18 protein-coding genes are annotated in these 20,696 nt (G+C 66.0%); 5 read left to right on the top strand and 13 right to left on the bottom strand.

Annotated features, from left to right (window positions below):
* Positions 1-741, top strand: a complete 741-nt coding sequence (locus F8R15_RS06180; RefSeq protein ID WP_152843985.1) for a sulfite exporter TauE/SafE family protein — start codon at positions 1-3, stop codon at positions 739-741.
* 21 nt (positions 742-762) lie between these two features.
* On the opposite strand, the gene F8R15_RS06175 is transcribed toward F8R15_RS06180, so the two are convergent.
* From F8R15_RS06175 to F8R15_RS06145, 7 genes are all read right to left on the bottom strand, one after another.
* A complete protein-coding gene (locus F8R15_RS06175; RefSeq protein WP_152843984.1) occupies positions 763-1,839 on the bottom strand; it encodes a site-2 protease family protein in 1,077 nt (358 codons plus the stop codon).
* 151 nt (positions 1,840-1,990) lie between these two features.
* Positions 1,991-2,752: an enoyl-CoA hydratase/isomerase family protein gene (locus tag F8R15_RS06170; RefSeq protein WP_152843983.1), complete on the bottom strand. Its 762-nt coding sequence runs from the start codon at positions 2,750-2,752 to the stop codon at positions 1,991-1,993.
* The gene (locus F8R15_RS06165; protein WP_152843982.1) at positions 2,749-4,053 is read right to left on the bottom strand and encodes a phenylacetate--CoA ligase family protein; all 1,305 of its coding nucleotides are present in this window, start codon (positions 4,051-4,053) and stop codon (positions 2,749-2,751) included. The genes F8R15_RS06170 and F8R15_RS06165 overlap by 4 nt, the downstream gene beginning before the upstream one ends.
* Positions 4,050-4,727: a TetR/AcrR family transcriptional regulator gene (locus F8R15_RS06160; protein WP_368731011.1), complete on the bottom strand. Its 678-nt coding sequence runs from the start codon at positions 4,725-4,727 to the stop codon at positions 4,050-4,052. The genes F8R15_RS06165 and F8R15_RS06160 overlap by 4 nt, the downstream gene beginning before the upstream one ends.
* A 98-nt stretch (positions 4,728-4,825) precedes the next feature.
* The gene (locus F8R15_RS06155; RefSeq protein ID WP_152843981.1) at positions 4,826-5,815 is read right to left on the bottom strand and encodes an MBL fold metallo-hydrolase; all 990 of its coding nucleotides are present in this window, start codon (positions 5,813-5,815) and stop codon (positions 4,826-4,828) included.
* 66 nt (positions 5,816-5,881) lie between these two features.
* Positions 5,882-6,805 (bottom strand): histone deacetylase family protein, encoded by a 924-nt coding sequence (locus tag F8R15_RS06150; protein ID WP_152843980.1) that lies wholly within the window; start codon positions 6,803-6,805, stop codon positions 5,882-5,884.
* A 186-nt stretch (positions 6,806-6,991) separates the two neighbouring features.
* On the bottom strand, positions 6,992-7,297 hold the full coding sequence (locus F8R15_RS06145) for a hypothetical protein (protein WP_152843979.1): 306 nt from the start codon (positions 7,295-7,297) through the stop codon (positions 6,992-6,994).
* Positions 7,298-7,539: 242 nt separating this feature from the next.
* Between F8R15_RS06145 and F8R15_RS06140 the strand changes: the two genes are divergently transcribed.
* Positions 7,540-9,273, top strand: coding sequence for an AMP-binding protein (locus F8R15_RS06140; RefSeq protein WP_152843978.1), 1,734 nt, complete (start codon positions 7,540-7,542; stop codon positions 9,271-9,273).
* 54 nt (positions 9,274-9,327) lie between these two features.
* Here F8R15_RS06140 and F8R15_RS06135 read toward each other — a convergent pair whose 3' ends face one another.
* The 4 genes from F8R15_RS06135 to F8R15_RS06120 all read right to left on the bottom strand — a co-directional run bounded on the left by F8R15_RS06135 (position 9,328) and on the right by F8R15_RS06120 (position 15,108).
* Positions 9,328-10,572 (bottom strand): MFS transporter, encoded by a 1,245-nt coding sequence (locus tag F8R15_RS06135; protein ID WP_152843977.1) that lies wholly within the window; start codon positions 10,570-10,572, stop codon positions 9,328-9,330.
* Between the two features lie 27 nt (positions 10,573-10,599).
* Positions 10,600-13,008: a plasma-membrane proton-efflux P-type ATPase gene (locus tag F8R15_RS06130; protein WP_152843976.1), complete on the bottom strand. Its 2,409-nt coding sequence runs from the start codon at positions 13,006-13,008 to the stop codon at positions 10,600-10,602.
* Positions 12,989-14,134, bottom strand: coding sequence for an alpha/beta fold hydrolase (locus F8R15_RS06125; RefSeq protein ID WP_216644113.1), 1,146 nt, complete (start codon positions 14,132-14,134; stop codon positions 12,989-12,991). Before F8R15_RS06125 ends, F8R15_RS06130 begins: the two co-directional genes overlap by 20 nt.
* A gap of 161 nt (positions 14,135-14,295) precedes the next feature.
* Positions 14,296-15,108 carry an alpha/beta hydrolase gene (locus F8R15_RS06120; RefSeq protein WP_152843975.1) on the bottom strand — a complete coding sequence of 271 codons (813 nt, stop codon included), beginning with the start codon at positions 15,106-15,108 and terminating at the stop codon, positions 14,296-14,298.
* A 174-nt stretch (positions 15,109-15,282) separates the two neighbouring features.
* Between F8R15_RS06120 and kynU the strand changes: the two genes are divergently transcribed.
* Positions 15,283-16,473, top strand: coding sequence for a kynureninase (kynU, locus tag F8R15_RS06115; protein ID WP_152844209.1), 1,191 nt, complete (start codon positions 15,283-15,285; stop codon positions 16,471-16,473).
* 21 nt (positions 16,474-16,494) lie between these two features.
* On the opposite strand, the gene F8R15_RS06110 is transcribed toward kynU, so the two are convergent.
* Positions 16,495-17,403, bottom strand: coding sequence for a LysR family transcriptional regulator (locus F8R15_RS06110; protein ID WP_152843974.1), 909 nt, complete (start codon positions 17,401-17,403; stop codon positions 16,495-16,497).
* Between the two features lie 143 nt (positions 17,404-17,546).
* On the opposite strand from F8R15_RS06110, the gene F8R15_RS06105 reads away from it, so the two are divergent.
* Both F8R15_RS06105 and F8R15_RS06100 read left to right on the top strand, forming a co-directional pair.
* The gene (locus tag F8R15_RS06105; protein ID WP_152843973.1) at positions 17,547-18,230 is read left to right on the top strand and encodes a type 1 glutamine amidotransferase domain-containing protein; all 684 of its coding nucleotides are present in this window, start codon (positions 17,547-17,549) and stop codon (positions 18,228-18,230) included.
* Between the two features lie 66 nt (positions 18,231-18,296).
* Entirely contained in the window at positions 18,297-18,980 is a 684-nt protein-coding gene (locus F8R15_RS06100; protein WP_152843972.1) for an SDR family oxidoreductase, read from the top strand.
* Positions 18,981-19,073: 93 nt separating this feature from the next.
* Here the strand turns inward: F8R15_RS06100 and F8R15_RS06095 are convergent, their stop codons facing one another.
* Positions 19,074-20,522, bottom strand: coding sequence for an aldehyde dehydrogenase (locus F8R15_RS06095; RefSeq protein WP_152843971.1), 1,449 nt, complete (start codon positions 20,520-20,522; stop codon positions 19,074-19,076).
* Between the last annotated feature and the right edge of the window lie 174 nt (positions 20,523-20,696).

The raw sequence follows: 20,696 nt of genomic DNA, 5'->3' as shown, positions 1-20,696 counted from the left end.
ATGCTGAGCACAACGACCTTGCTGGTCATCACCGCCGTGTTCTTCTCGGCCTTCCTGCGCGGCATCGCGGGGTTTGGCTTCGCGCTGGCCGCGGTGCCGATCGTCTCGCTGATGGTGCCGCCGGTCGAGGCGGTGACGCTGGCGGTGCTGCTGCAGGTCGTGGTCGGGTGCCGCGACCTTTTCACCCTGCACGGTCATGTGCACAAACCGTCGCTCGCGCGGCTGTCGCTGGGCGCGATCCTCGGCACGCCAATCGGGATTTTCGCGCTCACCGCGGTCAGCGCCGATGCCGCGCGGGTGATGATCGCGCTCGCCGTGCTGGCGGGGCTGGCGCTGCTGTTGCGCTACAAGCCTGCGCGCCCGCATCCCCATGGCGGACTCGCGCTCCTGGCGGGTGTCGCCTCGGGGGCGTTTTCGGGGCTGGCGGCGATGCCGGGGCCGCCTGCGGTGGCCTATTATCTCGGCGCGGGCACCACGGCGGTGCAGACGCGGGCCTCGTTGCTTCTGTTCTTCTTCGTGGCCTCGCTGCTGGCCACGCCGGGGCTGATCTGGGCGGGTGCTGTGAATGGCGATGCGCTCTGGCTGACGCTGGTCTCGGTGCCCGCGCTGGCGCTGGGGACATGGGCGGGTACGGCTGCCTTCGCGCGGCTCGACAACGCCCAATACCGGACGATCGCCATCGTGGTCATGGCGATTTCGGCGGTGCTGGCGGGCTGGCGGGGGCTGTCGGTCTATCTCTAGGGCAGGGCGCGAGCGCCCCTCTTAGCTGCCGCGGGCGAGGATGAACCATTCGCCGATATTCTCGCGATTGATGAAGCCCACGAAATTGCCGGTCTTGCCGATCACTGCCACGGCCGGAATGCGCCCTTTCGCGAACGCGTCGAGCACATCATCCATCCCGGTTTTCAGCGACACGACGGGCACGTTGTCGAACATGATCTCGGAAACGGGGCGCTGGCGGAACTCGGGGTCGGGCCGGGCCAGCACGCTCTCGCGGGTGACGAAGCCGACGAACTGCCCGTCCGGCGTGAGCACGGGGAACTCCGATTGCGAGCTGTGCAGGATCGCCTGAGCGGCGGTGTCGAGCGTGTCGTCGGGTGTCAGCGACACGAAGGAGGTGATGACCGCGTCACGTGCGGCCGAGCGATGGGCGAGGCCACGCATCGCCGCGTCCGAGCTTTCCGCCCCGGCCGCGAAGAAGATGAACGCCGCGATCAGTACGAGGATCGGGTTGCCGCTCGTCAGCCCCCAATAGGCAAAGAGCACGGCGATGACCTGCCCGGTGCGCGCCGCGACCTGCGTGGCTTTCACCCGGTCCATGAACAGCGCAAGCACGGCACGAAACACCCGACCGCCATCCATCGGGAAGGCCGGGATCAGGTTGAACGCGACGAGAAGCGCGTTCACCAGCGCGAGCCGCCCCCAGAAGCTTTGCGCCGGATTGTCGAGCGATTGCAGGTCGCTCAGCCAGCCGCTGCCGCCAAGGAAGATCGTGAGGATCAGGAAGATCACGACATTGACCGCAGGACCCGCCACCGCGATCAGGATTTCCTGCTTGGGGTTTTCCGGAATCCGCTCCAGCCGCGCCAGTCCGCCGATCGGCAGAAGGGTGATGTCGGGGGTGCGCACGCCGAACCGGGCCGCCATCGTCGCATGGCCGAATTCATGCAGCACGACGCAGGCGAAGACCGACAGAATGAAGAGCATGTTGATCAGCGCGGCCTGCGGCCCGTCCGCCGCCCAGGCCGAGGCGGTGATCCAGATGATCAGCAGAACGAAGGTGACATGCACCCTGAGAACCGTGCCGCCGATCTTGCCGATTGAATAGGACCAGCTCATGTCATCCCTCTCTTTCCGCCGTGCGGTTGCCCCGAAAGCGGGGCGCGGCACATGGATGTCCGCCGCCCTCAATCTGACCCTTCGCTCCGGTCACCACAAGGAAGCAATCCGAATAAGTGACGGAGTTTGAAAAAGCTTCTGCCCGCGCAGATCAGAACTCGGTCACGCGCCGCGTCGTCTCCGGGTCGAGGAAACCCGCGACCGTGGCATCGGTCTCGAGCTGCAGCGCCCGGTGCAGGTCCGGCACCGCGGCGTGATTGAGGACGCGTTTCATCGCGCGGACCGACAGGACGGGAAGATCGGCGAGGCGCTCGGCGGTCTGGACGGCCACCGCGATCAGCGCGGCATCATCAACCACCTTCCACGCCAATCCGATCTCGCCCATCTCCTGCGCCGAATACCGGTCGCCGAAGATCAGCATCTCGCGCGCCTTGTTCAGCCCGACCAGCGCGGGCAGGAGCGAGGTGACGGCCCCGGTGACGAACAGGTTCAGCGAGACCTCGGGGAAGAAGCCCTTCGCGCTCTCCGCCCAGATCGGGAAGTCGCAATTGATCGCCCATTCCAAGCCGCCGCCGACGGCCCAGCCGTTGATCGCGCCGACCACGGGTTTCTCCCCCAGCGTAATCGCATGGGTGGCTCGCTGGATCGCATGCACGATCTCGCGCGCCTCTTCTTCGGTCTCGGGATGGGTATGGGCCTTGCGGTCATCGCCCGCGCAAAACGCTTTGCCCGCCCCGGTGAAGATGATCACCTTGGTGGCCGGGTCGGCATTGGCGTCCTCAAAGGCGCGCGCGACATCGACGACCAGCTGACGGTTCATCGCGTTGAGGCGTTCGGGGCGGTTGAGGGTGATGGTGCGCACGCCCTTGGCGCCAAGCTGGCTCAGGACGGTGTCGTAGCTGAAATGGCTCATTGGAAACTCCGGATGACGCGTTTGGTCTTGCCCTCGGTGCGCGGGAAGCTGTGGGCGGGGAGGAGGGTGACGCTCGCCGTCGCACCCAGTTTAGACTTGATCCGCTGTTCCACTTTGCGCGCAAGATCGGGCGTGGCGTGCTCGCCTTCCGCCAGTTCGGCGCTGACGGGCAGGGTGTCATAGGGCGGCGGCGTGTCGAGCGTGATGCGATAATCTCCCGAAAGCTCGGGGATTTCGTTGAGCACGGCGGCGACCATCGAGGGGAACATGTTCAGGCCCCGCACCACCACCATGTCATCGGAGCGCCCGACGACCGAGAAACGGAACCCGGTGCAGCCGCAGGCGCAGGGCTCGGTCTCGCCGATGGTGATGATGTCGCCCGTGCGGAACCGCACCAGCGGCTGGCAGTCGCGCACGAGGTGGGTCAGAACCAATTCGCCGCGCGCCCCGGCCTCCAGCGGGATCGGCGCGTCGGTATCGGGGTCGATCAGTTCGGGATGCAGCACGTCGGCGGCCATGAAATGCAGCTTCGTGTCATACGGACATTCCGCCGCGAAGTTCGAGAAGACATCCGAGACGCCGTAATTCGCGTTGCGCGGCTCCATCCCCCAGGTCTCGCGCAGGCGGGCGCGGAAGGCGGGATCGTCAAGGCCGGGCTCGCCCCCGAACAGCCCCAGTTTGAGGCCGAGATCGCGTGGCGTCAGTCCGGGGTGTTTCTCGGCGATGACCCGCTCGAGGACGGACGGATAGGAGGGCGTGCAGGAAATCGCGGTGATGCCGACCTCGCGGATCGTCTGGATCAGCAGCTCGGTCGAGCCGACGCCGAAGGGCACGACCAGCGCGCCGGTCGCCTCCAGCGTCATGTGATCGGTCAGCCCGCCCATCCACATCTGGTAATTGAGGCAATGGACCACCGTGTGTTCGGGCGTCAGCCCCGCAGAGCGGTGACAGCGCCCGCCGACCTCCTGCGTCACCAACGCGTCGCGGGCCGACAGGGCGAGGTTCATCGCCTGACCCGTGGTGCCCGAGGTCCGATGCAGGCGGTTGGCGGTGCTGCGCGTGGCGGCGAGGTAGTCGCCGAAGGGCGGATGCTCGGCCTGCGAGATCCGCAGTTGCGATTTGTCGGAGAGCGGCAATTCAGGCAGGTCGCGCAGGTCCTCGGGCGGTCTGCGCCCCTGCCAGAACCTTTGGTAGAAGGCAGAATGCGCGGCGACATGGGCGCGCTGTGCCTGCCAGCGGCGTTTGATCTCGGGCTGCAGCTCCGCGCGGGAGAGGTTCTCGGCGCCAGGAATGGTGGTCATGCCGTCATCCCCCGGTCCCAGAGCAGCGAGAGCGTCTCCAGCACCGCATCGCGGTCCTGCGATATCTCGATCAGGACCGGGTCCTTCGCCAGAAGAAGATTGGAGAGGTATTGATCGACCATGCCCCCCAGCGCATAGGCGCGGCGCAGCAATTCGTCGCGCGGGGGCGCCGTCTTGCCCTCCTGCCGTTGCCTGCGTTCCACGGAGGCGACCACCGCCTCGATCCATTCCCGGTTGAGCGTCTGAAACGCCGCCTGCGCCTCGGGGAAGCCGTCGGTCGGGTGGATCAAGCTGCGCATCAACCCGCTATTTTGCTCGAACAGACGGAGATAGGCGCGGGTCGCCGCGCGCGGCGCATCATGGCCTTCGCGTTCGCTCGCCGCACGCATCGCCAGTTGAAGGAAGGCCACGAACCCCCGGAGCAGGCTGTCGAGCAGGGCGTTGCGATCCTTGAAGTAAAGGTAGAACGTCCCGTTCGAGACGCCGGCTTCCTTGCAGATCTCCGCGACGGTGAGGCCCTGCGGCCCGTTATTTTGCAAAACCTTGCAGGCGGCGATCTGAAGCTGGGCGCGAGTGCGCTCTCCCTTCGGGCGTCCGGCGCCGGTCGTGGCAAGATGCTCCGGGAAAGAGAACACGGCGGCGTCCTGCGACGCATTTGCGAGAGTGGGGGTCACGTTCCGGCTCCAAAAATGAAACTGACGTCAGTTTTATATTTAGGGAAGACCAACCCGTCAACGCTGACGTGACTCTGCGTTGAGTCGGGGTGGCGGTCTCAGATCCCAGAGGGCGCCAGATAGACCTCGCCGGGGCCAAAGGGGAGAAAGCGATCCGCGGCGATCCCGGCCTCGGTGAGGCTACGACCCAGCAGGGCGGGCGGTTCCTCGCGCGGCTCGTCGGTCAGCTGGAATGTCCCCCAATGACAGCCAAGCGCCTGCGTGGGGCCGATATCGGTGAAGATGCGCACGGCCTCTTCGGGCGCGACATGCTGGGGCTGCATGAACCAGCGCGGTTCATAGGCCCCGATCGGGATCACCGCGATGTCCGGCGCGCCGTGCCGGGCGCGGATATCGCGAAAAAGCGCCCCGTCGCCATAGCCGGTATCGCCCGCGAACCAGATCCGGCTCTGCGGCGTGTCGATCCAGAACCCGCTCCAGAGCGCCATGCGTCGGTCGCCGAGACCGCGCGCCGACCAATGGTTCGCTGGCGTCAGCGTGACCGAGACCTCGGAAGTCAGTGCAATGCGGTCGTGCCAATCCCCAGTCTCGATCTGCGCCCCGCGGACCGCCTTCCGCACCGTCGCATCCGTGCCCAGCGGCATCACCATCTTCGGGCTGTAGCGCTTATGCAGCTTGCGCAGCGTCACGGTGTCGAGATGGTCGTAATGGTTATGGCTGATCAAAACCGCGTCGATGGGCGGGAGGTTGTCGAAGGCGATACCGGGCGCGGTGACGCGCCGCGGCCCGGCAAAGCGCAACGGGCTCGCGCGCTCCGACCAGACCGGATCGGTCAGCAGGTTGAGCCCCGCGACCTGAATGAGCACCGAGGCATGGCCGACCATGGTCAGCCGCGCCGCGTCGCTGCGCGCGGGCGGGATGTTCGGCTCGACGGGGACATGTTTGGGCCAGCGCGCCCGCTGCCCTTCGCGGTGCCATTTGAGAATGTCGCGAAAGGAGCGATCGGTAGAGGGCTGGTCCTGCGGGTGAAAACGCTCGCCGTCGAAATGGTCGCTGACCGGGCCGGAATAGTAGCGGTTACGTGCCATCTCGTGCCTGCCTTTGTCTTTCGGGGAAGGTTAGCGGACCGGACCCGGCTTGTCGCGTCTCGGGTATCAGCGCGCCAAGGCCTCGAGATGGGCCGCAGCCCCTTCAGCGAGCGCGGTCGGGTTATAGCCGCCCTCCAGACAGGAGACGATACGCCCCTCGCAACAGCGGCGCGCGACGCCTCGGATCGCATTGGTCAGCCACCAGTAATCGCCCGCGGTCCAGAGCAGCCCGGAGATATCGTCCTCGCGATGCGCGTCGAACCCGGCGGAGAGGATGATCAGCTCCGGCTTGAAAGCCTCGAGCCGCGCCAGCCCGTCCTCCCAGGCCACCTTCATCTCGGAGGCGCCGCTTCCGCTGGCAAGCGGCAGGTTGAGCACGTTGTCATGCGCCCCGGTCTCCGAGCGCGCCCCGGTGCCCGGCCAGAGCGATTTGGGCTCCTGATGCGACGAGATGAACAGGCTGCGCGGCTCGTCCCAGAGGATATCCTGCGTGCCATTGCCGTGATGCACGTCGAAATCGAGTACCGCGACGCGCGACAGGCCATGCCGTTCAAGCGCATGAAGCGCGGCAAGCCCGGTATTGCCATAGATGCAGAACCCCATCGCCCGCGTGCGCGTCGCATGGTGCCCGGGCGGGCGGGTCGCGACGAAGACGCGCTTGGCCTCGCCCGAGAGGACAAGGTCGACGGCCTGCAAGGCACCGCCCGCGCCCAGACGGCTCGCACGGCGCGACCCGGGCGAGACATGCGTGTCCGAGTCGAGATCGGCATGCTCTTGCCGCGCGAAGACCTCTTCGAGCGCTTCGAGGTAGGCCGGGTCATGGCCCAGCAGGAGATCTTCGTCACTGGCCTCGCGTGCCTCGATCAACGGCAGCTCCATCTCGTCGATCAGTCCGCGCACCGTCTCCAGCCGCCACGGACGCTCGCGATGATGAGGCCCGGTATCGTGACCGAGGCAATCCGCATGGGTGATCGTGACGAAACTGCTCATGAAGCTCTCCTGAGAAGGGGCGTATCGGGGCTATAGGCGCGAGTCGGATCCCGCCGCACCGTTACTAGTCCGGTGCTGCCCGTTGCGAAGCTGCGTCAGCCTTGGGGAAATGACAAGCACCCCCGGCGGAGGAAACACGCGTCCGCCTTCACGTTGGATGATATCGAGTAACGCGCTTCCGGGCGCTCAGCAGGGTGGCCCGATCAGAAACACGGGCGGCAACTCGCGCGCGCGGCGCTCTGCCAGCCGTCGTTTCGCGGTGGCCAGCTTGACCTGCGTGACCTCGAGGCGCACCAACGCCCGGCTGCGCGCGTCATAGAGCCGCCGTATCGGTGAACCCGGATTCCCGATCATTCCCGGACGGCGGCCCGCGCTTGGCGGAAACCAGTCGTTCAAGGCGACAAGCGCGTCTCGCCACGCTCTGTCCGCCTCGATGTAACGCTCGAACGCAAGACGCAAGGCGCGGCGGCGCGTCGTGAGTTCCGGTCGCATTTTCTCTCCTCCCCCAGAAGATTCGACATCTTCCAATTATAGCAGAAACGCGGCGAGTCGTCAGGTTTTGCTGGGCTCCGCGGCGATCACCGTCTCGAACACGGTTTCGCGAGCAGGGCAGGAATTCCTTGTCTTGACGCTTTAGGGTTGCATTAAATGAACCATCGTTCATTTAATATGAGCGCCCCCATGGAGGATCGTTGGCCCGATGTGCCGGCGATGGGGTGTCAGAGGAGGAAATCATGCATAGCGAGACGAACCCGCACCCTGAACTCGGTGTGGCCCCGAAACGCGGTCTGGCCCATGTCGCCGGGCCGACCGATACCCCGCTGATCGAGGACACGATCCCGGCCGTGCTGAAGCGCACCGCCGCGCGTTGGCCCGATCGCGAGGCTGCCATCTTCACCTCGGAAGGCATCCGCTGGACCTGGGCGGAGTTCGCGGCACGGGTCGATCGGCTCGCCTCGGGGCTGCTCACGCTCGGTCTGCGGCACGGCGACCGGCTCGGCATCTGGTCGCCCAACCGCTCGGAATGGCTGCTGACGCAATTCGCGACGGCGCGGATCGGGGTGATCCTCGTGAACATCAACCCGGCCTATCGTCTGCACGAGCTGGAATTCGCGTTGCGCAAGACCGGTTGCCGGGGGTTGGTGCTGGCGGAGACCTTCAAGAGCTCGGATTACCTGTCGATGATTCAGCGCCTCTTGCCGGAGCTTGCGAAGAGTGAGCCCGGCCAGCTGGAAACCATGAAACTGCCCGACCTGCGCGACATCATCACTCTGGGAGAGACCCAGCATCCCGGATGCCATCGCTTCTCGGATGTCGAGGCGCTGGGCGAGGCGCAGGACCAAAGCGCGCTCGATCCGATCACCGCTCGGCTGGATCCGAACGAGCCGATCAACATCCAGTTCACCTCCGGCACGACCGGGTCGCCGAAAGGCGCGACGCTGACCCATCGCAACATCGTCAACAACGCGCATTTCGTGACCCACGCGATGCTGGCAACCGAAGCGGACCGCGTCTGCATCCCGGTGCCGTTCTACCACTGTTTCGGCATGGTGATGGGCACGCTGGGCTGCGTCACCAAAGGTGCGACCATCGTCGTTCCCAGCGAGGGCTTCGACGCCCAGAGCGTGCTGGAATGCGTCGCCGCCGAGCGCTGCACCGCGCTTTACGGCGTGCCGACCATGTTCGTCGCGATCCTGGAGCATCCCGATTTCGCGAACCACGATCTGTCTTCGCTGCGCACCGGCATCATGGCGGGCGCGCCCTGTCCGATCGAGGTGATGAAGCAGGTGCAGTCGAAAATGCATATGTCGGAAGTGACCATCGCCTACGGGATGACCGAAACTGCGCCGGTGTCCTTCCAGTCGGCCACCGATACGCCCTTGGAGAAACGCGTCTCCTCGGTGGGGCTGGTGCAGCCGCATCTCGAGGTGAAGATCGTGCGCGAGGATGGCTCGCTTGCCAATGTGGGCGAGCAGGGCGAGCTGCTGACGCGCGGCTACTCGGTCATGTGCGGCTATTGGGGCGAGCCCGAGCGCACGGATGAGGCGCTCGATGCCGATGGCTGGATGCATACGGGCGATCTCGCCCGGATCGACAGCGAGGGCTATTGCAACATCACGGGTCGGGTGAAGGACATGATCGTGCGCGGCGGCGAGAACGTCTATCCGCGCGAGGTCGAGGAATTCCTCTACACCCATCCCGATATCAGTCAGGCGCAGGTCTTCGGCATCCCGGATCACAAGTTCGGCGAGATCGTCGCCGCATGGATCGTGCCGCGCAATGGGGCCGAGCTGACCGAAGACGCTATCCGCGCGTTCTGCCGCGACGAGATCGCGCATTTCAAAGTTCCGGCGGTGATCCGGTTCAAGGATAGCCTGCCGCTGACGGTCTCGGGCAAGCCGCAGAAATTCGTCATGCGCGATGCGATGATCGAGGAGCTGGAACTGGCGGTCGAGGCGACCGCCTGAGCCGTCTCAAGCGTTGCGAGCGTCGCGCGGGTGAACCGCGCGGCGCTCTATGCGTCAACCCGCGTCCTTGGGTTTATGCGTGCCATTGAACCGCGCGCGCAGCGGCAACAGGCTCAGCACCGCTGTCGTCGCAAAACCCGCGCCCGCCAGGAAGGTCCATTGGGCGCCGCCGATTTCCCAGAGCGCCCCGGCCAGCACGCTTGCAATCAGAAGCCCCACGCCGGTCACGAGGTTGAACATGCCAAAAGCGGTGCCGCGCAGCTCTGCCGGGACCGCTTCGGCTACCAGCGCGGCCAGCAGCCCCTGGGTGAAGCCCATATGCATCCCCCACAGCAGCACGCCGACCGCAAGCCCGCCGATCCCGCCGACCAGCGCCAGCGTCAGGTCCGCCGCGATCAACAGCCCCAGCCCGACCAGCAGCAGCCCCACGCGCCCGACCCGATCGGACAGCGCGCCCACCGGATAGGCGATCAGCGCATAGACCGCGTTCATGCCCACCAGAACCAGCGGCACCAGCATCACCGGGATGCCGTCGTCATTGGCGCGCAGGATCAGGAAGGCCTCGCTGAACCGTGCGAGGGTGAACAGCGTGGCGACCACCACGACCCACCAGAACATAGGGCCCAGGAGCTTGAGTTCCGAGCGGGCGAGCGGGTTGCGTACCTTGCGTTGCGTGCGGGGATGGGCGGGCTCTTTCACCACGAACAGGATCAGCCCGAGCGACAGGAAGGCGGGGATCACCGCGACCCAGAAGACCGAGCGGAAATCATCCGAGAACAGCCACATCAGCCCGATTGCGGCGAGCGGCCCGAGAAAGGCGCCCACCGTGTCGAGCGATTGCCGCAACCCGAAGGCCGCACCGCGCATCTTGCCCGGCGCGAGGTCGGCGATCAGCGCGTCGCGCGGTGCGCCCCGGATGCCTTTGCCCACCCGGTCGATGAAGCGCGCGGCCACCAGCCAGTCGAATGTCGGGGCGAGCGGAAAGATCGGTTTCGTCACCGCCGCCAGCCCGTAGCCGAGCGCGGCCAGCTCCTTGCGTCGCCCGATCCGGTCCGACAGCGCGCCCGAGAAGACCTTGGTGATCGCGGCGGTGGCCTCGGCGATCCCCTCTATCACACCCACCGCCAGCGCCGTCGCGCCAAGCCCAGTCATCAGATAGACCGGCAGCAGCGCGTGGATCATCTCGGAGGAGATATCCATGAAGAGCGACACGAACCCCAGCGCCCAGATGCCCACCGGCAATCCGCGTCCAAACTTGCCCGCTGGCGTGTCCTGTGCCTCTTGCGCGTCGTCCGTCATGTGCCTCCTGCGCGCGCCGTGGTGGGCTTACTGCCCGCGCGCCTGTGCCCTGCGATCATAAAGCGCGCGAATGAGCAAGGCCATCGCTCCCTCGAGCGGCAGCCAGACGAGGCAATAAAGCCAGACCAGCAGCGCGGGCCCCCAGCCGATCGGCGTCACGAAGAGCCCGTAAACCGCGATCAGCGTGCCCAGCAATTGCGTGGCCTCGGTCGTCGCGAACAGCCGCAGCGCCGGGAAGGGCCGGCGCCAGAACCAGCTTTGGTGGCGCGTCACGAACAGCGTCATATGCCCCGAGACGAGAAGCTTGAGGAAGATGATCGTCTGGATCTGGTCGCGCGGCAGGCCGAGATAGGCATCGACGAACCAGAACAGCACGAAGGTCTCGACCACCCCGGTCACGCCAAGCGTCGCCGCCACCGTCAGCACGCGCCGCATGTCCCAGCGTACCGGGCGTGGCGAGACCGAAACATTGTCATAGGCGATCATCATGATCGGGAAATCATTCAGCACCGCCAGCAGCACGATCATGATCGCGGTGACGGGGTAGAAATCGAAGATCAGGATCGAGAGCGTCATGAACAAGAGCACGCGGATCGTCTCGGCGACGCGGAAGGTGGCGTAGCTCGTCATCCGCTCGAAGATCCGGCGCGCTTCCTCGATGGCGGTGGTGATGATCGACAGGCCCTTGTCGGTCAGCACCAGATCGGCGGCGGCGCGCGCGGCATCGGTCGCCCCGCTCACCGCGATCCCGGCATCGGCCTTGCGCAGGGCAGGGGCGTCGTTCACCCCATCCCCGGTCATCGCGACGATGGAATGCCCGGCCTGCAGCACCTCGACGATGCGGAACTTGTGCTCGGGCAGGACGCGCGCGAAACCGTCGGCGGCGCGGACATTGGCCTCCACCGTGGCCGGGTCGCCATCGAGCAGCTGGCCCGCCGGGTAGATCTTCTGCCCGAGATCGAGCTTGCCCGCGATCTGGCGCGCGATGGCCTCGTGGTCGCCGGTGATGATCTTGACGTCGATCCCCATGTTGCGGGCCTCGGCGATGGTGCTCGCGGCATCGGGGCGCGGCGGGTCGATGATCGGTAGCAGGCCGAGGAATTCCCAATCCTGCCCGGCGCGTTTCTGTGCCGCACCCAGCGCACGGTAGCCCTGCTGCGCAAGGGTTTCGACCTCGTCCTCCACCGCCTTGCGCGCCTCATCTGTGAGGGCTGCAAGCTCCACGATCACCTGCGGCGCACCTTTCGCGACCTGCCAGCGATCGGCCTCGTGCCGGACCTCCGCCTCGCTGCGTTTGCTGACCGGATCGAAAGGGGTGAAGCTGAGCGTCTCGATAGCGTCGAGCGCAATGCCCTCCGCCGCCGCCAGCACTGCTTTGTCAATCGCATCGGGCGCGTCGCGGTCGCAGGCAAGCGCCGATGCGCGCAGCAGATCGTCGACCGAGATGCCCTCTGCCGGGCGCGGGTCCTCGACGGTCAACTCGTTGAGCGTCAAGGTCCCGGTCTTGTCGGAACACAGCACATCGACGCCCGCCAGCTCCTCGATCGACACCAGCCGCGAGACGATCGCCTTCATCCGCGCGAGACGCTCCGCGCCCACCGCCATCGTCACCGACAGAACCGTGGGCAGCGCGACGGGGATCGCCGCCACCGTGAGGATCAGCGCGAACTGGATCACCTCGAGCGGCGGATTATGCCTCTGAAACGAGACGATCACGATCATCGCCACCAGAACCAGCGCCGCCGCGATCAGGAAATTCCCGATCTGCATCACGGCCTTCTGGAAATGCGATTTGCCATTCGTGGTCTGCACGAGCGAGGCGGTGTGGCCGAAATAGGTCTCCATCCCGGTCGCGGTGACCTCGCCCGTCATCTCGCCCAGCTTCACGACCGAGCCGGAATAGGCGCTGTCACCGACCGCCTTGTCGACGGGCAGGGACTCACCCGTCAGCGCCGCCTCGTCGATGGAGAGATATTTGCCCTCGAAGAGCGTCAGATCGGCCGGGACGATCTGGCCGATCGAGAGCCGTACGATATCCCCGGGCACAAGATCGCGCGCGGCGATCTCCTGCCATTTCTCGTCCCGTTTTACCCGGGCATTGGGGGCCAGCTGCGCCTTGAGCGCCGCGATGGCGGAACTCGCCTTGCTCTCTTCCTTGAACCCCACGGCCGCGTTGAGCAGCAGCATCACGAAGATCACCGCGAAATCGGACCAGTCGCGCAGCACGAGCGACAACAGCGCCGCCAACTCGATCAACCACGGGATCGGCCCCCAGAAATAGCCCGCGATCCGCTGCAGCAGGGTTTTCTCGTCGCTCTGGAGCGCATTGGGACCGTATCGCTCGAGCCTCTGTGCCGCTTCTGCCGCGCTCAGACCTGTCTTGCGGTCCGTTTCCGGCACATCCTGCGTCATCGGTTCAGCGACGGTCTGGTCCATTGTTCGTGTCTCCAGCTTTGGCCCCGAGCTTGCCGAGCCACTGACTGATTTCCGGCCAGACATTCGAGAGAGTGTGGCTGCCCATGAAGAGGCCGATATGCCCGCCCTCGACGAGGCGGCTCACGATATCCTTGCGCGGCGTGCCGAGCAGCGTCTCGGCGGCGAAGACCTGTTCGCGCGTGGTGATGTCGTCCGCCTTGCCCGCAAGCAGAAAAGCCGGGCAGGTGATCGCGCCCAGATCGAGCTTGCGCCCGAGGCCCACGAACTCGCCCTTGGCGAACAGGTTCTGTTTGAACAGCAGGTCGATCGCCTGCAGGTAATAGCGCCCCGGCAGGTCGATGGGGTTCTCGTACCAGCTCTCGAACCGCTCGGTGCGCTTCATGAAATTGCGGTCGTCGATATGCTCGTAGAGATCGACGAACTTGCCGAAATACTGCTGATCGGCATGCATGTTCTTCCAGCCGGTGAGCATGAACCGCCCCGGCATCCGGTCCTCACCGGCCTCGACCATCTCCTGATAGGCCGAGAGCGGCATCTCATGGGCGAGCTTGCGGATCGGACCGTGCCCGGCATCGGTGTCGATGGGCGAGCCGGCAAGTACGAGACCCGCGACCTTCTCGGGGAAGCGCGCGGCATACATCGCCGACATCCAGCCGCCCTGACACAGCCCCACCAGCATCACCCGCCCGCCGAGCTCATCGACCGCGACATTGATCTCGGCGAGGTATTTGTCGATGTCGAAATCGCGCATCTCGGGCGTCGCGCTTTTCCAGTCGGTGCACAGAACGCGGCCGAGACCTGCATCCAGCAGCGTCTCGATCAGGCTCTGGCCCTTGGCGTAATCCGCGATGGTCGAGGAATGCCCGGCATAGGGCGCGTCGACGATCACCGGAATGCCGCCGCCCGTGCCGCCGAAATCGCGCAGCCGCATCGTGTCGAAATCGAGCAGAACGTCGTTCTTCGTGGCCCATTTCGGATCGGGCGGGTGCGTGATCTTCGCCGCCTCGTCGAGATAGGTCAGCCCTTTCTCGACCGCGTCGAGCCCGATCTTCTGCCACTCCATCGCCGCAGCCATCGGCCAGAAGAAGGGAACGCTGTGTTCGTAGGTATTCTTGGCATCGCTCATGTTCGACACTCGCAAGACGCTTTGGTGCACAGATGCACTCTTTTGAGACCCCAAGGCCGGTTAGAATGCAAGTGCAGCGGGGCCCGAGCGCGCGAACGTGAAGCTGATGTGTGGAACGGTGAGGCGGTTTTGGCGGCGGATGACGCTTTCTTAACCCGTGCTTAACCCGTGCTCAGAAGCGCCGTGACCAGCGCGCTGGACGGATCGGACAGCTCCTCGATCACGTCGAAATGGTGCCGCCCGTAGGCCGCGACCAGATCGGCCGAGGGCCAGTGCTCGGCGAGCAGGGACGACTGGCGCAGGAATTCCGGACGCTCCGCCGCGCCGACCCAGACGGTGACTTTCACGCCGGGGCGCAGCTTCAGCAGGGCGGGGCTCTCGCTCGCGGCGATCTCGGGCGTGATCCCCAGCCGCGCGTTCATCGAATGCATCTGCAGCGGACGCAGATCATGCACGCCGCTCACCGAGATCACCCGCCGGATGCGCGCTGCGGTTTCGTCTGACAGCGCGCTGCCCTCGGACACCGAGCGCGTTACCAGATGCCCGCCCGCAGAATGGCCGACGAGATGGATCGGGCCCTCCACGAGCCCCGCCGCGTGATCGATCGCCCGTGCGATCTGCTGCGCGATGCCGGGAATGCTGTTCTCCGGGGCGAGCGTGTAGCCGGGCAGGGCGACGGTCCAGCCCTGTGCCAGCGCGCCTTGCGCCAGATGAGACCACATGTCCTTGCTGAATTTCAGCCAGTAGCCGCCATGCACGAAGACCACGAGCCCCTTGGACGCGCCTTCGGGGCGGAAGAGGTCGATCTTTTCGCGGGACGCTTCGCCATAGGCGACCTCGGTCATCCGATCGGCATGGCGCGACCGGAACTCGGCGGCGCGCTTGGCCCAGAGATCGGGGTAGGCGCTGCCATTCTCGATATAGCCGCCGTTCTCGAAAGCGTCTTCCCAGTCGATCCCGCTCAGGTCTTCCATGTTCCCTCCCGCTCGTTTCGCGTCCCATTTGGAGACAGAGCATATAGCGCGGGATATTGCGAGGGCATGGTTGCGCGGGTAGCGTGCGCCCGAGCCGAAACTTTCGTGATCCACCAGCCGATTGCCGGGTTTCGAGACGCGCTTTCGAGCCGTGAGAACAAGAGGAAAATGACCATGCCGAACCTGCCGAGAAAGCATCTTTTCGATCTGCCCGAGGGGGTGATCTATCTCGACGGGAACTCGCTCGGGCCGCTGCCGCGCGGCGTGGCGGAGCGGCTGGAAAGCTGCGCGCGCGACGAATGGGGGCAGATGCTCATCCGGGGCTGGAACGAGGCGCATTGGATGGATCAGCCCGCCCGCGTCGGCAACAGGATCGGTCTGCTGATCGGCGCGCCGGAGGGCTCGGTCGTGCTGGGCGATACGCTCTCGATCAAGGTCTATCAAGCGCTGGCCTCTGCGCTCGAGATGCGCCCCGACCGCAAGGTGATCCTGTCGGACAACGGCAATTTTCCGACCGATCTCTACATGGCGGACGGGCTGATCCGCTCGCTGGCTCGCGGGCACGAGCTGCGCGCGCCCGCGCCCGAGGATGTGGCCGACGCCATCACCGAAGAGGTCGCGGTGGTGATGCTGACGCAGGTCGATTACCGCACCGGACGGATGCACGACTTCGAGGCGATCACCCGCAAGGCCCACGCGGTCGGGGCGGTGATGATCTGGGATCTCGCCCACAGCGCAGGCGCGGTGCCGGTGGACATGACAGCGAACGGGGCCGAATTCGCCGTCGGTTGTACCTACAAATATCTCAACGGCGGCCCCGGTGCCCCGGCTTTCATCTATATCCGGCCCGACATTGCGGAGACTGTGCGCCCGGTGCTCAGCGGCTGGCTCGGCCATGAGGCGCCCTTCGCCTTCGACCTCGACTATCGCCCCGGCCGTTCGGTCGAGCGGATGCGCGTCGGCACGCCGCCGGTCCTGCAGATGACCGCGCTCGAAGAGGCGCTCAAAGTCTGGGACGGGCTGACGATGGAGGAGGTACGGGCGCGCTCCGTCGAGCTGTCGGAGCTCTTCATCCGCGAGGTCGAGGCGCGCTGCCCAGACCTCACGCTGCTCAGCCCGCGCGACCCGGCGGCACGCGGCAGTCAGGTGTCGTTCGGTTTCGCAGAGAGCTACGCAGTGGTTCAGGCCCTAATCGCGCGCGGGGTGATCGGAGATTTCCGCGCGCCCGACGCGATGCGCTTCGGCTTCACGCCGCTTTACCTCGATGAGGCCGACGTGACCCGCGCCGCCGAAATCCTCGGCGACGTGATGGCGCAGCGGGCCTGGGATACCCCTGCGTTCAAGGCGCGTGGGCGGGTCACATGAGCGATCGCCTTTGCGCGACCGTCAGCCCGGCGTCGTAAACTCGGCGACGACCTCTCGGATCAGCTCGCGCAGCCAGACATGGCCCTGATCCCGGCGCAGATGCGGGTGCCAGGCGATCTGGCTGGGGAAGGTGCCGAGGTCGATGGGCACGGAAACATCGCGCAAGCCATAAGGTCTGGCGGTCATCGCGGCGACCCGCGCGGGCACCGTGGCGATCCCGCCCAGACGCGCGACCGCAGGTGCGGCGGTCAGGAAATGCGTGACCACGACAGCCGTATTCCGGTGCAGACCCGTCGCTTCGGTGCGTTTATGAACCCCGGTGCGCCACTTGCCGGGCGGGGCGACGACCACATGTGGCAACGTCTCATAGAGGCTCCGGTCGAGCGACGCGCCCTCGGGTAGCGCCTGCGGCGCGACGATGCAGCGGAATCCGTCCTCGAACAGGTCCGAGACCACGAGATCCTCGGGCGGGGCGTCGAACCGCCCGACCGCCAGATCGAAGGCCCGCCCGGCAAGCGCGCGGGGGTCCAGATCGGGCCCGATCGGCGAGATTTCGAGACGCGCCTCCGGAGCCCTGTCCGCAAAGGCCGCCGCGAGTTCCGGCGCGAGAACGATCTCGGCATAGGGTCCCAGCAACAGCCGGAAGCGGCGCGTGGTGCGCGCGGGATCGAAGGGCTCGGCGGCGCGGAAGGCCTGTTCCAGCCGCTCCAGCCCCGCGGCGATGTCGGGCGCGATCTCGAGGGCCTTCTCAGTGGGCTCCACACCGTAGCGGGCACGCAGGAACAGCTCGTCGCCAAGCGCCGCACGCAGACGTGACAGCGCCGCGCTCACGGTGCTCTGGGATTGGCCGAGCCGTTGGGCCGCGGCGGTGACATTGCGTTCTTCCATGACCGCATGGAACACGCGCAAAAGCGATACGTCGGGTGTCATGTCTCCGGAATATCGATTTCTGACGTTGTCTGCATCAATTTCTCGATCAGTGAACGCAACCTATCTCTGTTGGGACGCGTTGACGGCCCGAGACGAACAGGACCGGAAATGCCCTGAAACGCACAACGAAGGAGGCCAAACCCATGGCACGTATTCTTATTCTTTCGACCGCAGCCGATGCCCTTGGCGACACCGGCAAACCGACCGGCGTCTGGTACGAGGAACTGGCGACCCCGTATTACGCCTTTCTCGACGCAGGCCACGAGGTGAAAGTGGCCACCATCGGCGGTCGCTCGATCCCGATCGACCCGAATTCCGACGTGACCGGCGATGACGCGCCCGCCTCGGTGACGCGTTTCCGGGATGACGCCGACGCCAAAGCGGTTCTGGACAACCCCGCGCGGATCGAGGACGAGGACATCACTTCCTATGATGCGCTCTACATCCCCGGCGGCCACGGTGCGATGTACGACCTCGCCGAGAGCGATATCTCCGCGAAGGCGATCAGCACCGCCTGGGATGGCGGCAAGATCGTCGCCTCGGTCTGCCACGGCCCCGCAGCCTTCGACAAGGTGAAGGACAAGAACGGCGACTCCATCGTGAAAGGCCGCAAGGTCTCTGCCTTCACCGATAGCGAAGAACGCGGCGTGGGTCTTGCAGACGCGGTGCCCTTCCTGCTGGAAACCCGCCTGCGCGAGTTGGGCGCGAAGTTCGAGAGCGTCGACGACTGGCAGCCCCATGCGGTGGCCGACGGGCGTCTGGTGACCGGCCAGAACCCGGCGTCGTCCGAGGCGGCTGCGAAAGAAGTGCTGGCCCTGCTGGGCTGATACCGAGAGGCGCCACCCGGTCCGGGTGGCGCCGTCTTCGTTCCCACCAAATTCAGAGAGGCTGACATGTCGAAAATCATTCTCATCACTGGCGCCTCCACCGGGATCGGCGAGAGCTGCGCGCGCCATGCGGTCGAAGCGGGCCACAAGGTGGCGCTGGCCGCGCGGTCCGAGGAGAAACTCGAAGCTCTGGTCAAAGAACTGGGTGAAGACAACGCGCTCGCACTGCCGACCGACGTCACCGACCCCGACGCTCAGGAACGCATGGTCGCGCGCGCGGTCGAGCATTTCGGTCGGCTCGACGTCGTGCTGGCCAATGCGGGCGTCGGCGCTTCGGCGCGCGGGACCGAGGCCGGATCGGTCGAGAGCTTCCAGAAGATGATCGAGGTGAATTGCCTCGCCGTGACCTACACCGCGAAATTCACGCTGCCGCATCTGCGCGCCTCGAAAGGGCATATGGTGCTGACCGGCTCCAAGGCGTCGCAGGGCGCGATGTTCGGCTCGGTCTATTCGGCGACCAAATGGTTCATCCGCGGCTATGCCGACAATCTCGGCGAGGAGCTTGGCGAGGCCGGGGGGCGCGTCACCTGCCTGCATCCGGGCATGGTCGACACGCCGTTCTTCGATGAGGCAAAGCCCGACGCGCTGCGCCCCGACGATGTCGCGCGGGCCTTCCTCTTCGCGATCGATCAGCCGGATCACGTTCTGATCCCGCATCTGCCGGTCTATCCCAAACCGAAGACGGATTGATCCGGGCGAGCCGCCTCTGCTGTGATCCGACATTGAAAGGAGCCGGCCCTTGGGGGGCGGCTCCTTGCTGTTTCGACCCTCTGAGAGCCCGGCTCAGATCGGGTAATGCTGTTTCGGGTCCTCGATGGTGATCCAGCGCAGATCGGTAAACTCGGCAATGGCCGCGCGCCCGCCGAACCGCCCGTAGCCCGAGGCTTTGACCCCGCCGAAGGGCATCTGCGGCTCGTCGCCCACCGTTGGGCCGTTGATATGGCAGATCCCGGTTTCGAGCCGGTTCGCCAGCGCCATCGCGCGCGAGACATCGGCGCTGAAGATCGCGCTCGACAGCCCGTATTCGGTATCGTTGGCGACTTTCAACGCCTCTTCGTCGCCCTTCACCCGGATGATCGATTTGACCGGGCCGAAGCTCTCCTCGGCATAGATGCGCATGCCTTCCGAGACCCAGTCGAGCAGGGTCGCCGCAACGATCGTCCCCTCGCGCGAGCCCCCGGCGACAAGTTTCGCGCCTTTGCCGGTCGCGTCGGCAATCAGCGCATCCATCTTCTCGGCCGCCGCTTCGGAGACAAGCGCCCCCAGCGCCACCTCGCCACGCGGATCGCCCGCGGGCAGGGCACTGGCGCGTGCGGCGAGCTTTTCGACGAAAGCGTCGGCCACTTTCTCGTCGACGATGATCCGCTCGGTCGACATGCAAATCTGGCCCTGGTTCATGAAGGCGCCGAAAATCGCGGCATTCACCGCCCCGTCGAGATCGGCATCGTCGAGCACGATCAGCGGCGCCTTGCCGCCCAGCTCCAGCAGCGAGGGTTTCAGATTCTCGCCGGCAAGCCGTCCGATGATCCGGCCGACGGCGGAAGAGCCGGTGAAGTTCACATGCTTGACCGCGGGATGGACGATCAGCGCCTCGACCACATCGGCCGCGTCCTCGGGGGCATTGGTCACGACGTTGAGCGCGCCCTCGGGAAGTCCTGCTTCGGCGAAACATTCCCCGATCAGGCGATGCGTCGCGGGGCACATTTCGGACGCCTTCAACACCACGGTATTGCCGCAGGCAAGCGCCATCGCGACCGCGCGGGTGCCGAGGATGACAGGCGCGTTCCACGGGGCGATGCCAAGGCAGACGCCCTTGGCGCGCGCAACGCCCATCGCCATCGTGCCGGGCTTGTCGGAGGGGATGATCTCGCCGCCGATCTGGGTGGTCATCGCCGCAGCCTCCCGGATCATGCCTGCGGCGAGATGCACGTTGAATCCGGCCCAGGGCCCGGTCGCGCCGGTCTCGGTGATCATCGCCTGGATGAAGTCGTCGACGCGGGCCTCCATCACGTCAGCGGCTTTCGACAGGATCTTGCGCCGCCCGTTCGGCCCGGTCGCGGACCAGCCGGGAAAGGCGCGCGCGGCGGACGCCACGACCGTCTCGACATCGTCACGCCCCGCCGCGGCGGCGCGGGTGGCGACCGCGCCGGTGACGGGATCGATCCGGTCGAAACTTGCGCCCGAGGCTGCAGGGGCGGAGGCCCCGTCCAGCAGCATTCCGATCTCTTTCATGGGTAGTCTCCTCCTCGATTTCTGTCGCATTTGCGGAGTACCGCGCGCGCCCGTCGGGTGTCGCGTCTTCCCCGGCAATCACAGCGATAGTCCGGGCACCGAGGTGCGGATTGCAAGGGGGGATGACGTCACAAAAGCCGCAGCGGTGGAGGCAGCCTCCAGGCGGAGAGCGTC

It is taken from the genome of Thioclava sp. JE_KL1 (assembly GCF_009296265.1).
GTDB lineage: Bacteria > Pseudomonadota > Alphaproteobacteria > Rhodobacterales > Rhodobacteraceae > Thioclava.
The sequence above is the reverse complement of the archived record's forward strand: the minus strand, read 5'-3'. Positions and strand labels throughout refer to the sequence as shown.